Genomic DNA, 14,268 nt, shown 5'->3' with positions numbered 1-14,268 from the left:
AGGAACCGCTAACCAATCATTTCCTGATTCTATTCCAGTGAGACAGCTATCGATGGCAAACATAATAGTTTCTGGTACGTGAGGACACGAACCAAGGCGATAGCTAGGTAGCCAAAACGGTTTTTCATTTTTTAGGGTTCGTAAGGTGCAGAACCCTTTGTTCCTAAACCTGATTGAGCGGAATAGCCCGCATCCCGATTTTTCATCGGGAGAGGACTATAAGCGAAAGCAGGACTGCAGGCCGCCAGGAACCACTATCCAATCATTTTCTGATTCTATTCCAGTGAGACAGCTATCGATGGCAAACATAATAGTTTATGGTACATGAGGACACGAACCAAGGCGACGGCTAGGTGGCCAAAACGGTTTTTCATTTTTTAGGGCTCGTAAAGTGCAGAACCCTTTGTTCCTAAACCTGATTGAGCGGAATAGCCCGGATCCCGATTTTTCATTGGGAGAGGACTATAAGCGAAAGCAGGACTGCAGGCCGCCAGGAACTACTAACCAATCATTTCCTGATTCTATTCCAGTGAGACAGCTATCGATGGCAAACATAATAGTTTATGGTACATGAGGACACGAACCTAGGCGACGGCGATGTATTTCGGTCGGTGAAACACCTACCGATAGGATAAGGTTCTATATACTTATGGCACGAAATATAAACATGAGAATTCCGGTACCATCATTTTCAAAAGCATAAAAAAACCGCCCCAATTTTACATTGGGACGGCTCTGAATAAGTTTATCTAATTATTTAATGGTAACTGGTACCGAGATTTTATCCCAATCCAAAGAGAATCCATTTTTGGTGATTTTGTAAACCAAACGTTCTTGTGTTGCTTTTAAGGCTTTGGTTTTAACCTCTACACGTAACGCATCTTTTGCTTCTTCGTATTTGTAAGCCCCCCATTGTTTAGGTTCTTTATTAAAAATAGCTGTCCAGGTACCACTTTCTTTAGGGATCAAGAAGAAACTGTATTTTCCGGCTGCCAAAGGTTTGCCTTCAACCAGGATATCTTTATCGGTTTCGAAAGTTGTAGCCTCGTTTGCACCAGCACGCCATACTTTATCGTATGCCTCTAGCCCACCCCAGATTTTACGTCCTTTTACGGCTGGGCTGCTGTAATTGATGGTGATGGTTGCGCCTTTAACTTTCCCGGTTGCCGTTGCCGCAGGGCTTGGCTTCGGCTGAGCATCTTGAGCCATTGCATTTACAGAAACGGTAATTACTGTTAATAGCAACGCGATTGATTTAATCATCGTTTTCATAGAGTTATATTTATCTGTTTTTGTTGTTTTTTGATTTTACGAATTTATACTTTTAGGTTGAAAAAACTATAATCCCAGTGTCTAAAAACGTTTGAAATGCTTTATTATTTCACTTCTGATTTTCTATTTTTTCCGACCCGCAAATCTGATTACTGAACCTTGCCCGTTATGAAATAAACCTTCGCTCAGTTCGATCTCTTTTTCTTCTAATGTGATGATGTCAAAATCCACAAAATCTGATTTTATTTCTTCAATGGAGAATAACATATCAATCTCTTTTGGCCCGCCAACATTTTCGTTTTTGGCCAGGTAACCGAGGTGGTTTTTGCTAAAAGCTTCGAAAATAACTATGCCCCCTTTACGCAAATAAGCACGGAGAGATTGGTGATAAGAAGATTTAATTGCAGCCGGAAAATGGGCATAAATCAGTGCCAAGGCATCAAACTGTTCGGGCTTATAATTTAATGTTTCTAATTGACCAACCTGGTAATCGATGCTGACCTGATTACTTTCTGCGAGCCGGAGGGCTTTGTTTTTCCCTTCCATACTGATATCAAAAGCTGAAACCTCCCAACCCAGTTTGGCTGCAAAAACAGCATTGCGTCCTTCGCCTTCTGCAGGAAATAGTATTTTGCCCGGGCTGAGCTTTTCTAACTGTTCTTTTAAATAATTATTCGGTTGTTCGCCATAAGCAAACTCATTTGTACGGTAACGGTCGTTCCATCTGTCAACCCAGGCTTCGTTCATATTCGCATTATTGATTTTAATTGATCAAAATAAAGGTATAGAATTTTGCCCAGGCAGCGGCGTTTCCAATATCTTCCTGAAGTAAAAATTAAGCCGGTTTGCCTATTGGGGTTTTAGGCTGATAAAACAGGAGACCCAACAACGAAAATATAATTACCGCAAAGGCGCCGATTACATTTAACCACAAAAAAGAGACAACATCAAATTCATATACGGCGATCACCGCAATTTCAGCTAAAATTGCTGCCGTGAACACCAAAGGTCCGTTTATCTTTTTAAAATAAAAAGCCACTAAGAAGATGCCCAATATTGGGCCGTAAAAAAGTGAACCCAATACATTTACGGCTTCAATAAGCGATCCCATCTGTGTAGCAAACATGGCCACTGCAATGGAGAAAATTCCCCAGGCTAAGGTATGCAGGCGACTATATTTCAGTTCATCTTCGTCTGCTATTTCTTTTTCCTCAAAAATGAGGTGTATGTCTTTTAAGGAACATGCAGCCAGAGAATTAAGTGCTGCTGAAATTGATCCCCAGCTGGCCAAAAAGATCACGGCAAAGAGCAAGCCGATCATCCCTGAGGGAAGTGTATTTTTTACAAAGTATAAAAAGATATAATTGGTATCGGTTTTTTCGGCATTATAGTTCGATTTATTAATGGCCTCTTCTACCCTGCCATGTAATTCTTTGACCTGCTTTTGGGTCGACTTAAAATCTGCTATCGAAGCATTCAATCCGGGCGACTGTTTTTCTTTTTCTTCAAGAATATGTTTTGATTGCTGGTTGAATTTCTGTTGTAATGCAGCATGTTCTTTTTCGAAAGCAGCAGCCTGTTGTGGCTGGGTTGTTTTTAAGTACTGGTAAGAACGCTCATTGAAATATATGGGAGCAGGCTTTAGCGCAAAAAAGGCAAATAACAATGCACCGATTAAAAGAATGGCAAACTGCATCGGAATTTTAACCAACCCATTTAAGAGCAGTCCCATTTTTGCATTCGTATTGTCTTTTGCAGTGATATACCGGCCAACCTGGCTTTGGTCTGTTCCGAAATAGGAAAGCGCCAGAAAAAAACCGCCGATCAATCCGCTCCAGATGTTGTATTTATCTTTCCAATCGAAGCCGGTGGTAATTACATTTAACTTGCCCGATTTACCGGCCAGGTAAAGCGCATCTTTAAAACCGATCCCATTCGGCATGTTCTGCACCAGAAGGTACCCGGCGAAGGCCATGGTACCCAAGATAATCAAAAACTGTAGTTTTTGTGTATGTGCGATGGCTTTGGCCCCACCAATATAAGTATAAATTAAAAGTATACCCCCGGTTAAAATATTCGTTAAATAAATGTTCCAGTTTAAAACACTCGAAAGGATAATACTGGGTGCATAAATACTGATCCCGGTTGATAAACCGCGTGAGAAAAGAAAAAGCAGCGAAGTTAATACCCGTGTTTTTTTATCAAAACGGTTTTCCAGGTATTCGTAAGCCGTATAAACATTCAGGCGTTGAAAAATCGGGATGAAAGTAATGCAGATGACAATCATCGCCAAAGGCAACCCAAAATAATATTGAACGAAGCGCATGCCATCGGTATAAGCCTGCCCCGGGGCTGACAGAAAAGTGATGGCGCTGGCCTGTGTAGCCATAATACCCAAAAGCACAATGTACCAGGGCATTTTATTATCGGCCTTTAAATAAGAAGCGTTACTTTTTTGCCCGCGACCAATAAAAACACCATAAGCTACCACAGCAAGCAATGTAAATATCAATACTGCCCAATCGATATTACTCATGCCCAGAATTTAGTAAAGAGGTAATAAAATACCATCTGGAATACCAGTGCCAATGCCAATAAGACATACCAGGTATTCCAGTTTTTAAATTGATTTTTCATCACTTCCCGGCCGATAAAAAGTTAAAAAACAATCTCGCTGCGCCCACATTACCTGCAGGCAACTGCCTGAAAAAGGCTAAAGGCGTGTAGATAAAATTCCCTTTACCGTATTTTGCGTAAAGTGTTGATCCTTGGAGCGGTTCTTCACCTGTATCGTTCATTTCGAAAAGGGCTTCGTATTTTGCATCCCATTTATCAGGAAAATAAGCACCACGTTCCTGCACCCAGCCTTTAAAATCTTCGGCAGTGATTTTATTCGGATAATTTAGCAGTTTGTGATTAGGGTTTAAGAATTTAACTTCCGCATTTTCTTCGGTTACCCTTTTACCGCTTATCGAGAAGGGATAAATCCCGAAATCCTGTAAGGCCATATCCTGTGTGGTATTATATTGCATTACAATGGTCCCGCCATTTTCTACATAACTACGCAATGCGTTTTGCCAGTTTTTAATCCTTTTTTCGGTATTGATCACCCTTACACCGGTTACCACGGCATCATAAGTAGCCAGTTTTGTTGCATTCAGGATGTCGGCTTCAGTGAGCACATCTACCTGCAAACCCGCCTGTCTTAAAAACTCAGGGATTAAATCACCGGCACCTTCAATATAGCCAATCTTTTTGGCGAGTACTTTTACATCCCCCTTGATTAACCAGGTGGTGGCAGGTATAAAATATTGCAAGGTGGGTAAATGTGGGTATTGGATCAGCACCTGCCCTTTCGAATATTCGTTTGCTTCTGATGAGAAAACAGCTTCAAGCTTATTCCGACTGGTTTTTATTTTGGCCAGATCTTCGGCCGGGATCAGAAAGTCTTTGATCGTTATGGTATTCTCTGCCAAATTAATTCCCTGGAAAGTTTTGATCACCTGGTTCCCGATCTTAAACCCTACCTTGCCGTAATTAATGTTTTTATTTGCTCTTAAACGGAGCGTAACACTTAGTGCTTCTTTTTCTTTAGCGAAATAAACAGGCTCAGCAAAACTTAAATCAAGCGGTGGAATAACCCTCAGCGCTTCTACCACGTCGCCTTTAACCGGATCTAATTTTTTGTAAGACAAGGGCAATTTGATCTCAAATTTTTCATTTTCAATTTTCAGCAACAATACTACATTGATGGGCGATTGTGTTTCCGGTAATCCGATTAAGGTATCGTTGGCTACACTGAAAGTTGCCGCATCTTTTGCAGGTTTGGCTAACCAGTATGGTTCGGTAGGTGCTGCATCAGCCGGAATCTGGATTTTACGCTCAACTGTAATCAGTGAGTCGTTAGCGATATTCCTGTTCAGGTTATCGGTCTGGTTTAACCAGTTCACGCTTTCTACAATTACAGGCGTAGCCGATCTTGAAATTAAATTCAGGCGAAAGTTATAGCTATTGCCTGCAATGGCCTCAGGCTGGTTGGTTACCACTTCGCCCATAAAACCTGCGCAACTTAAAATAATCTGATCAATAGCAGCCAGTTTATCTTTTCTTAAAGCCTGATCCTGTAATTCGGCAATTTTCTTTCTTAACATCAACAGCCCATGCAAACTCTTATCGGGCTGGTTGTAATTGAAAGATAACAGCACAATATCAATCAGTTCGTCAATATCACCGGTTCCTTTTTCCGACCAGTTAAGATTTATTCCATCAAATAGTGTTCGCTTGGCAGGATCGCCCAAAACATGGGTAAAGTATTCGGTTCGAACGCCGGCTACCGATTGGGTTCCTGCCCCCTGGCTTTTATGCAGGCTTCGGCTTAAACCTGCCAGTTCACCATAGCCCATGCCTAATTGTGCATCGTATTGGCCAACCGTAACTTTTAATTGATTCTCGGCCGTTGTATTTACAGATCCGAACCTAAAGGTATTCCACAACAATCTTTTTGGCTGCCAAACGGACACATATTTAAGCTGGTTAGGAAACATATTTTTATCGGCAGCAGCTTTAAAAGCTTTTTCTGCAACCACAGCAGAAGCAGCATGTTGCCCGTGCCCCGCAGCAGCTGTAGGTGGGAAACGGCAAATGATTACATCTGGCCTGAATTTTCTGATCACCCAAACCACATCGGCCGTAATACTGTCGGCATCCCATTGCTTAAAGGTATCGTTGGTATTTTTAGAAAAGCCAAAATCAATGGCCCTGGTAAAAAACTGTTGTGCCCCATCTAATCGGCGTGCCTCTAAAAGTTCGTGTGTTCTGATTAAGCCCAGAGCAGCACCTTGCTCGGTGCCTAAAAGATTTTGTCCGCCATCTCCCCTGGTAAGTGATAAATAAGCCGTTTCTACATTTTGCTCATTGATTAACCAGGATAGCAAACCGGTGTTTTCATCGTCAGGGTGGGCAGCTAAATATAAAACCTTGGGAAGGTGTTTCAAGGTTTTGAGTTCTCTATAAATTTCTGAAGATTTTGCCGGACGTACTTGTTGGGCCATGCAAAATATTGCAGGAAAGCATAATATAAATAGTGCAGTTAATCTTTTGAACATAATATTTGTTTTGCACCTCAAATATGCTTAAAAAGCTTATAAATATTGCTACCAAAACGAAAAAGGTACAAAAAATGGAGCTTCTCCGATTTACAATCGTTTAAAAACAGATTCGAGCAAATGGATGTAGAGGGTTATTCCTTCTTCAATTTCTTCGATCAGTACAAACTCATCTGCAGTATGCGATCTTGCTGATTCCCCAGGCCCCATTTTTACAGAAGGCATGGTTAGCCAACCCTGGTCGGAACTGGTAGGAGAAGTATAGGTTTTTCTGCCAAGCGAAATCCCCGCCACTACAAGCGGATGTAATATATCGATATTGGAAGGATGGAGTACATTGGGGCGAACGTTAAAATCACTTAAGGTATGGTTAATGATCACATTCAAGATCTCGCGCGGGGTATAATTGTGATCGAAACGGATATCCACCGTAAAATGACATTCGCCCGGTACAATATTATGCTGCAAACCCGCATTTATTTCTGTAACCGTCATTTTTACCGGAGCAGGTAAATGGTCTTCAATCGGGAACTGAAAATGTGAAAACCAATCAATATCCTTAATGGCTTTGTAAATGGCATTATCACCTTCTTCACGTGCGGCATGTCCGGATCGGCCTTTGGCTATACAATCAATCACCATCGAACCTTTTTCGGCAATAGCCATTTGCATACCTGTTGGCTCGCCTACTATTGCAAAAGAAATGGGTTTAAGCTCATCCAGAATACTTCTGATACCGTTTAAGCCCGAATTTTCTTCTTCGCCGGTAGCTGCCAAACATAAATTGAAAGCAAGATCAGTCGATTCGTAAAAATAAATAAAGGCAGAAATAAGTGATACCAGCGAAGCGCCTGCATCGTTACTGCCCAGGCCATGTATTTTTTCATCATAAATTATGGCATGGAAAGGGTCTAATGTATACTGCTCATTCGGTTTTACGGTATCATGATGCGAGTTGAGCAGAATAGTTGGTTTTGCGTGGTCGAAATACTTATTGTAACACCATACATTATTGTTTTTGCGGATCGTAGTAATGCCATGTTTAGCCAAATGCGATTCTATTTTATTTGCAGTGCCTTGTTCCGAACCACTAAAGGATGGAATGGCAATTAAAGCTGATAAAAGTTCTATCGCTTCATTGTATAAACGGTTTAAATCGGGATGGCTGGTGAGTTGTTTTTCTATAGTATTCATAACGGTTTATTAAATGCTTTTAAGGTTGAGGTTCTGTTTCAATTGTAGGGTATTTTCTGCACTGGCGATAATTTGATCGATATGTTCGGGGCTGAACAACATGGCCGTGCACAAACAGTTGCTTTTATTTTTGCTTTCGAGGATAGCATAGTTAACACAGCTTTTGCAGCCTTCCCAAAAAGCGGTATCCTGGGTAATTTGTGCAAAGGTTACAGGCTCGAATCCCAGTTGACTATTCATTTTCATAATGGCTGCGCCGGACGTGATGCTGAATATTTTGGCTTCGGGATACAAGCGACGGGAGAGACTGAAGATCCGGTTTTTAATACTTTTTGCAACGCCGGCGTTTCTAAATTTAGGCGCTACAATTAATCCTGAATTGGAAATAAAGGTGTTTTTTTGCCAGCTTTCGAAATAGGAAAAACCTACCCATTCACCAGCTGCAGTTACTGCGATAACGGCTTTCCCGGCATTCATCTTTTCGACAACTGAAGCCGGTGTTCTTTTCGCAATTCCTGAACCCCTTAACAATGCCGAGCTTTGAGTTTCTGTTACAATTTCATCTGCATACTTTGCATCTGCACTGGTTGCTACCCTGACAAAAATTATTGAATTGTTCATTTTAATAAAATTTCATAACTGCCAGTCATCAAAAGCGATACCCACGCAGCGAACAAAACAACAAAACACTGATTATCAATGTGAAAAATTTAAAAAACATATACCATTGCTGTAAGGATGAACAAAATCATATCATTTTGAAAGGCTTCTTTCCATATTGAAAAACTATTTTTATTTTCTGCCTGACTGGTTGAGTTCCGAGCTAAAGCCGAAAGGGCCAATTGTCACAATCGTTACTTATTCGGTATATTTATTGTTAATATTGCAGCATAATTTTTACCTATGAATGGGATGGTCCTCATCATCGATGATGAAAAGAAAATCAGCAGTTTACTTTCCAGAATTATAGAACTCGAAGGTTTTAAAACCTTACAGGCAGGTACTGGGAAAGAAGGCCTTAAATTACTTAAAAACAATGATGTGAGTATTGTTATCAGTGATGTAAAACTGCCTGATGTAAATGGCGTTGCGCTGGTTAAAGATCTTAAAGCCATAAAACCTTATGTGGAAATTATAAACCTCACTGCTTACGGTACCATTTCTGATGGCGTTTTGGCTATTAAGAATGGGGCATTTGATTATCTCGTAAAAGGCGACGATAACGATAAGATTATTCCGCTTTTATACAAAGCCATGGATAAATCGAACCTGCAGCGAAGGGTTTCTGACCTGGAAAATAAAATCGCCAAAAAACACAGCTTCGAAACCATTATCGGTCAATCAAAAGCCTTAAAAGAAGCCATTGATCTTGCCAAAAAAGTAAGTGCAACTGATACTACGGTATTGCTGTTAGGCGAAACCGGTACAGGAAAGGAAGTTTTCGCCCAATCTATCCATTACGAAAGTCCGAGAGCGGCCAAACCATTTGTAGCCTTAAACTGCAGCGGTTTTAGTCCCGATTTATTGGAGAGCGAACTGTTCGGTTACAAGGCAGGGGCCTTTACCGGCGCAAATAAAGATAAAAAGGGCTTGCTTGAAGAAGCCAATGGAGGTACCTTACTATTGGATGAGATAGGCGAAATGAACCTCGATTTACAAGCCAAATTATTACGGGTACTGGAAAGCCAAACTTTTATAAAAGTGGGCGATACCTTAACCCAACAGGTAAACGTGCGGATTTTAGCTGCCACCAACAAAGATTTAAAAGCAGATGCGGCATCCGGAAAATTCAGGTCTGACCTTTATTACCGGCTTTCGGTTTTCACCATCATTTTGCCACCGCTCAGGGAACGTAAAGCCGATATCCCTGCATTGGCTAAACATTATTTAAAAGATTTTGCCGATAAGGTGAACCGCCCGACACCCAAAATGAACGATAAGATTTTATCTATTTTGAGCGATTACAACTGGAAGGGAAATATCCGTGAATTAAAAAACGTAATAGAACGTTTGGTCATTTTATCAGATGGCGATACACTGAGTGCAACTGCACTTCCACCGGAGTTTTTTGAGTTTGCGCCAATAGAAAACGATTATAACCTGCAACAGATAGAAAAACAGCATATCCAAAAAGTGCTGATCCATACCAAAGGAAACAAAACAGAAACTTCGCGGTTATTGGGCATTGGTTTAACTACGCTTTACCGCAAGATAGAAGAATACCAGATCAGAGAACTTTAAGGTTGAAGGCAGGAAGGTTGGGGCTTTTGAGCCCAACAGGATTACTTTTTCATCTGTCTCATATCTAACCTCCCTAATCTCATTTAAACTTCAAACCTGATCCACTTATCACCTTCGTGGCCGAAAATAAAAGAACCGGGATGTAACATTTCGGCAATATCTTCAATTAATGAAACCGCATTTTCGGCAGTTCTTTCGCGTTCAGCATCGTCGTTCAATAAAATGATGCGGCTGTTTTTTACGGCCGGCCAATCGGTATCCAATACAGAAGGCACTTCGCGCATCAAATCTGTTAAGGTTTTACCCGGCTGGTAGTAAATGATGAAAGCAGCACTTAAAATATCCGTTTCCAACCTGCCTCCTGCCAATGCGATCTCTTCTGACAAAAGATAACCAGGATTGTTTCCGGTATCCAGGCAGGCTACAGGCATTTTATCCATAAATTTAATTTTGTGTTCCACTAAATCTAAACGTTCCTGTAGTTCTTCCTGTTTAGCAGCATCGAGGCCAATAAATAAATCGTTTAAAAAAGACATCTGCATTAAATTTATTAATTTGTGCAAAAATAACATTCCTGATCGCATGCGTGGCTCATTTAAATATATATTTTGGATTTTTTGTATCATCTTACTCTTTTCCTGTAAGGAAAGCAATGAGCACAAAGACAAAAAAGTATTCAATATCAATCTCGACCAGGGTTTAACCTCCATTGATCCTGCCTTTGCCCGCAACCAGAACGCCATCTGGATGACGAACCAAATCTTTAACGGACTGGTACAGATCGATTCATCCCTGCAAACCCTTCCGTGCATTGCAAAAAGTTGGCAGGTTTCGGAAGATGCACTCACCTACACCTTCAATCTGCGTAATGATGTTTATTTTCATGACGATCCGATATTCAAAAATGGAAAAGGCAGAAAAGTTGTGGCAAGCGATTTTGTGTACAGCTTTTACAGATTGATTGATCCAAAAGTAGCCTCATCGGGCGGTTGGATTTTTAGTGATAAAGTGAAAGATAAAAACAATTTTATAGCACTGAACGATTCCACGTTCAAGATTAAACTGGTTCGTCCTTTTCCGCCGTTTATGAGTTTGCTTACCACACAATACTGCTCAGTAGTACCCAAAGAGGTGGTAGAACATTATGGGAAGGACTTTAGAAGTCACCCGGTTGGAACCGGCCCGTTTAGGTTTAAATACTGGAAAGAAGGTGAAATACTCGTACTTTTAAAAAACGAACATTATTTCGAAAAAGATGAAAAAGGAAAGGCACTGCCTTATCTTGATGCAGTAAAAGCCACATTTATAACGGATAAACAGAGTGGTTTTATGAGTTTCCTAAAAAAAGACCTTGATTTTTATTACAATGTTGACGGAAGCTACCGCGATGATATCCTGACCAAAAGCGGAAAAATGACCTCAAAATACAAGGGAAAATTTACGCTGACCAAAAGTCCGTACCTGTGTACAGAATATGTTGGAATATTGGTAGACACAAATCTTTCGATTGTGAAAAAATCGCCATTGAGGCAGAAAAAAATCAGGCAGGCTATTAATTATGCCATAGACCGCGATCGACTGATCAAATACTTAAGAAATGGGATCGGTGTTGCGGCCACTTCTGGTTTTATTCCGAAAGGAATGCCAGGTTTCGACAGCTTGGCTGTACGGGGGTATGCCTATAATCCTAAACTTGCTGCCAAGCTTTTGGCAGAAGCCGGCTATCCTGAAGGTAAAGGCCTTGCCGAGGTAACCTTAAATACCACCACCACTTATAAAGATCTGATTGAGTTTATCCAGGGCGAGCTTACAGCGATTGGCATCAAGGTAAAAATTGATGTCAGTCCAAGCGCCAGTTTAAGAGACCTGATGTCGAAAAATCACGTCAATTTTTTCCGCGGCTCCTGGCTGGCAGATTATGGCGATGGAGAAAACTTCCTCTCCATGTTCTACTCCAAAAACAAAGTGCCTTACGGACCCAATTATACGGCTTTCTACAACAAAGCATTCGACGAGCTTTTCGAGAAATGCTATTACGAAGCCAATGATGAAAAGAGATTTGAGCTGTACCGCAAAATGGACCAGATGGTTATGGATTACTCGCCGGTTGTACCCTTGTTTTACGATCAGTCTGTAGTAATGCTACAGAACAACATTAGCGGATATTCTTTTAATCCCTTGAGTTTAATGATTTTGAAGAGGATTAAAAAAAGCGCAACATAAAAATCAATGTGATCAGCCCGGGCTTGTTTAAAACCTTTAACATTAAATAGTGTGGCCCTTCGACAGGCTCAGGATGAACATACGATTTCAAACTATTTTTTCTCCATTAACTTTCTTTTAAGGAAATCGGCGGTTGCTTCGCTTACTTTTAAACCGTTAGAAAATTTCATCCAGTGGTGGGTATCATCCGGGATGGCGAGAAACTCAAAATCAAACTTCTTATCTTCAAAACGTTTAATGAGGTCTACACTTTGGTTAAAAGCAACGTTTCTATCATCATCAGCATGAATAATCAATGTGGGCGAAGTCCAGGTATTTACATAACTTACCGGCGACGATTCTTCGGCTACCTTTTCAGCAAGAGCTGCATCGGGTGCGGGCTTCCGTCCCTCCTGGGCTAAAGTAGTAAACCGGTTATTTACGCCATGTATATCTACCCCTGCAGCAAACAATTTAGAATCTTTACCAAGGGCAAGCGCGGTCAGGTATCCGCCATAAGAACCTCCATAAATCCCGATTTTTTCTTTGTTGATCATGGGCTGTCTGGCAAGCCAGTCGCCCGCGGCTTTAATATCCTGGTATTCTGATGCACCCTGCGCTCCTGCATGCAAGGGTTTATGAAAATCATAACCATAGCCGGTCCCCAGGCGGTAATTAACAGAAAGAACCATAAAGCCAAGATGAACGAGGTATTGATTTAAGGCATAATCTATCGAATAGTAATCCATAGGATTCCAGCCTAAAAGCATTTGCCTTTGCGGGCCACCGTGTACATATACGATAGCAGGTTGATTTTTAACCGCTTTTTTTGGGGAGAACAATTGGCCATAAACGGTACTTCCGTCAGCAGCTTTGAAGTTAACATGCTGAGGCAGCACCATCTCTCTGAGGGGAAAATCATTTGGAATAAGGGATTCGCCAATGAGTTTTAGTGCTTTTCCGGGATTGATAAGCGCAGGTAAAAGCGGTCTTTCGGCAGTAGCGCTTAAACAGAAAAATGTTTGGATATCGCCCGAAATAACCGGATAGGCTTCTATGCCTTTCCCATGGGTTAAGGGTTGCATATCGGCCTGGCTGACCGAAACTTTATAAATGTGCCGCCTATCCAGGTCATCGGCATCTTTGCCTGTATTGGCTGCAAAAACCAATGTTTTCTTATCGGTACTTAACTTAATGTTCTCTACAGCAAAATTACCGGGGGTGAGCAACACTTTTTTTGATCCGTCGGGATTAATGGCATAAAGGTGCGGCCACCCGTCTTCATAAGAGGTAAAAATAATTTTTCCATCGGCCCATAATAAGTTTGCCCCACCATCAATTGAAGGGAAAGAACCGCGTAAAGTTTCGGGGGCTTTCCAGATCTGTTTTCCAGTACCTGTATTAACATTTACTGTCCAAATGGCCCATGGCTGATGCTTCCTGGTTAAAATGGAGTCGGTTTCACCGCCGGCACCGGGTGTTCTTATAAATGCAATGTCATTTCCATCCGGCGACCATACCGGGGTATTATCTTTGGAGAAAGACGGCAATAGCCATTTAACCGGTGTTTGCTGGTCGGTATAAATCCCTAAAAAAGAATGATCGTTACGATTGGAAATAAAAGCAACTTTTTTGCCATCGGGCGACCATTTACAGGACCCATTTATTCCTTTTGCGTAAAATAGATTTTTCGCTGCCGATGTTCCGTCAACAGGGCTGATCATCACCTGACCATTTTTAGTAAAAATAACCTGGTCGCTATTGGGTGAAATAACCGGATAATCGCCTTCGCCCAAAAGCACTGTTTTACCCCCCTCAAAAGGAATGCAAAATACCTGAACTTTGGGTGCAATAGGAGACGAATTTGCATTAACCGGACCGCCATCCCTTCCCCCATGATCCCCACCGCGTACAAATACGATCCACTTTCCATCAGCAGAAATAGATAAACCGGTTAGCTCCTGACCGTCGTCTTCACTATAATCTGTAATTTTTACTGCTTGGTAATGCGGGGCCTGTGCTACATAAATATTTCTTTTACCCTGTTCGTTCGCAGCCCAGGCGATTTTAGCACCAACCGGGGCGGCCACCAACTGGCTTGGAAAAGGATAAGATAAAACAGATTTTAAACTGAACGACTGCGCGAATACACCGTAAGCAGAAAGTAAAACGAATAGGATAATCGATAGTTTCTTCATTTTGTAAAGGGTTTGGCGTTGGGCGCATGGCGAATAGCGTTTGGCAAATGGTGTAC

The 14,268-nt window shown here is 41.4% G+C and carries 10 protein-coding genes; 2 read left to right on the top strand and 8 right to left on the bottom strand.

What is annotated here, in order from left to right:
• Positions 1 to 753: 753 nt before the first annotated feature.
• From GGQ60_RS07720 to GGQ60_RS07695, 6 genes are all read right to left on the bottom strand, one after another.
• A complete protein-coding gene (locus tag GGQ60_RS07720) occupies positions 754 to 1,272 on the bottom strand; it encodes a DUF2911 domain-containing protein (protein WP_183761938.1) in 519 nt (172 codons plus the stop codon).
• A 123-nt stretch (positions 1,273 to 1,395) separates the two neighbouring features.
• Positions 1,396 to 2,019 carry a class I SAM-dependent methyltransferase gene (locus GGQ60_RS07715; protein ID WP_183761935.1) on the bottom strand — a complete coding sequence of 208 codons (624 nt, stop codon included), beginning with the start codon at positions 2,017 to 2,019 and terminating at the stop codon, positions 1,396 to 1,398.
• Between the two features lie 88 nt (positions 2,020 to 2,107).
• On the bottom strand, positions 2,108 to 3,808 hold the full coding sequence (locus GGQ60_RS07710; RefSeq protein WP_183761932.1) for a sodium:solute symporter family protein: 1,701 nt from the start codon (positions 3,806 to 3,808) through the stop codon (positions 2,108 to 2,110).
• A gap of 100 nt (positions 3,809 to 3,908) precedes the next feature.
• Positions 3,909 to 6,377, bottom strand: coding sequence for a PIG-L family deacetylase (locus GGQ60_RS07705; RefSeq protein ID WP_183761929.1), 2,469 nt, complete (start codon positions 6,375 to 6,377; stop codon positions 3,909 to 3,911).
• 90 nt (positions 6,378 to 6,467) lie between these two features.
• On the bottom strand, positions 6,468 to 7,571 hold the full coding sequence (locus tag GGQ60_RS07700) for a M20/M25/M40 family metallo-hydrolase (RefSeq protein ID WP_183761926.1): 1,104 nt from the start codon (positions 7,569 to 7,571) through the stop codon (positions 6,468 to 6,470).
• Between the two features lie 9 nt (positions 7,572 to 7,580).
• The gene (locus tag GGQ60_RS07695) at positions 7,581 to 8,192 is read right to left on the bottom strand and encodes an N-acetyltransferase (protein ID WP_183761924.1); all 612 of its coding nucleotides are present in this window, start codon (positions 8,190 to 8,192) and stop codon (positions 7,581 to 7,583) included.
• Between the two features lie 282 nt (positions 8,193 to 8,474).
• Between GGQ60_RS07695 and GGQ60_RS07690 the strand changes: the two genes are divergently transcribed.
• Positions 8,475 to 9,812, top strand: coding sequence for a sigma-54-dependent transcriptional regulator (locus tag GGQ60_RS07690; RefSeq protein WP_183761921.1), 1,338 nt, complete (start codon positions 8,475 to 8,477; stop codon positions 9,810 to 9,812).
• An 83-nt stretch (positions 9,813 to 9,895) separates the two neighbouring features.
• On the opposite strand, the gene GGQ60_RS07685 is transcribed toward GGQ60_RS07690, so the two are convergent.
• Entirely contained in the window at positions 9,896 to 10,348 is a 453-nt protein-coding gene (locus GGQ60_RS07685; RefSeq protein ID WP_183761918.1) for a substrate-binding domain-containing protein, read from the bottom strand.
• Between the two features lie 46 nt (positions 10,349 to 10,394).
• Between GGQ60_RS07685 and GGQ60_RS07680 the strand changes: the two genes are divergently transcribed.
• Positions 10,395 to 12,035, top strand: coding sequence for an ABC transporter substrate-binding protein (locus GGQ60_RS07680; protein WP_183761915.1), 1,641 nt, complete (start codon positions 10,395 to 10,397; stop codon positions 12,033 to 12,035).
• A 92-nt stretch (positions 12,036 to 12,127) separates the two neighbouring features.
• Here the strand turns inward: GGQ60_RS07680 and GGQ60_RS07675 are convergent, their stop codons facing one another.
• The gene (locus tag GGQ60_RS07675) at positions 12,128 to 14,212 is read right to left on the bottom strand and encodes a S9 family peptidase (RefSeq protein WP_183761912.1); all 2,085 of its coding nucleotides are present in this window, start codon (positions 14,210 to 14,212) and stop codon (positions 12,128 to 12,130) included.
• Positions 14,213 to 14,268 lie beyond the last annotated feature (56 nt).

Origin of the sequence: Pedobacter zeae, assembly GCF_014196715.1 — a bacterium.
In the GTDB taxonomy this organism is placed as follows: Bacteria; Bacteroidota; Bacteroidia; order Sphingobacteriales; family Sphingobacteriaceae; genus Pedobacter; species Pedobacter zeae.
Note: the sequence above shows the minus strand (reverse complement) of the source record. Positions and strands in the feature narration are given on the sequence as shown.

What these genes read in the sequence shown, in the direction of transcription:
- GGQ60_RS07720 (WP_183761938.1), bottom strand. Translation starts at nt 1,272, where the DNA reads ATGAAAACGATGATTAAATCAATCGCGTTGCTATTAACAGTAATTACC.
- GGQ60_RS07715 (WP_183761935.1), bottom strand. Translation starts at nt 2,019, where the DNA reads ATGAACGAAGCCTGGGTTGACAGATGGAACGACCGTTACCGTACAAAT.
- GGQ60_RS07710 (WP_183761932.1), bottom strand. Translation starts at nt 3,808, where the DNA reads ATGAGTAATATCGATTGGGCAGTATTGATATTTACATTGCTTGCTGTG.
- GGQ60_RS07705 (WP_183761929.1), bottom strand. Translation starts at nt 6,377, where the DNA reads ATGTTCAAAAGATTAACTGCACTATTTATATTATGCTTTCCTGCAATA.
- GGQ60_RS07700 (WP_183761926.1), bottom strand. Translation starts at nt 7,571, where the DNA reads ATGAATACTATAGAAAAACAACTCACCAGCCATCCCGATTTAAACCGT.
- GGQ60_RS07695 (WP_183761924.1), bottom strand. Translation starts at nt 8,192, where the DNA reads ATGAACAATTCAATAATTTTTGTCAGGGTAGCAACCAGTGCAGATGCA.
- GGQ60_RS07690 (WP_183761921.1), top strand. Translation starts at nt 8,475, where the DNA reads ATGAATGGGATGGTCCTCATCATCGATGATGAAAAGAAAATCAGCAGT.
- GGQ60_RS07685 (WP_183761918.1), bottom strand. Translation starts at nt 10,348, where the DNA reads ATGTCTTTTTTAAACGATTTATTTATTGGCCTCGATGCTGCTAAACAG.
- GGQ60_RS07680 (WP_183761915.1), top strand. Translation starts at nt 10,395, where the DNA reads ATGCGTGGCTCATTTAAATATATATTTTGGATTTTTTGTATCATCTTA.
- GGQ60_RS07675 (WP_183761912.1), bottom strand. Translation starts at nt 14,212, where the DNA reads ATGAAGAAACTATCGATTATCCTATTCGTTTTACTTTCTGCTTACGGT.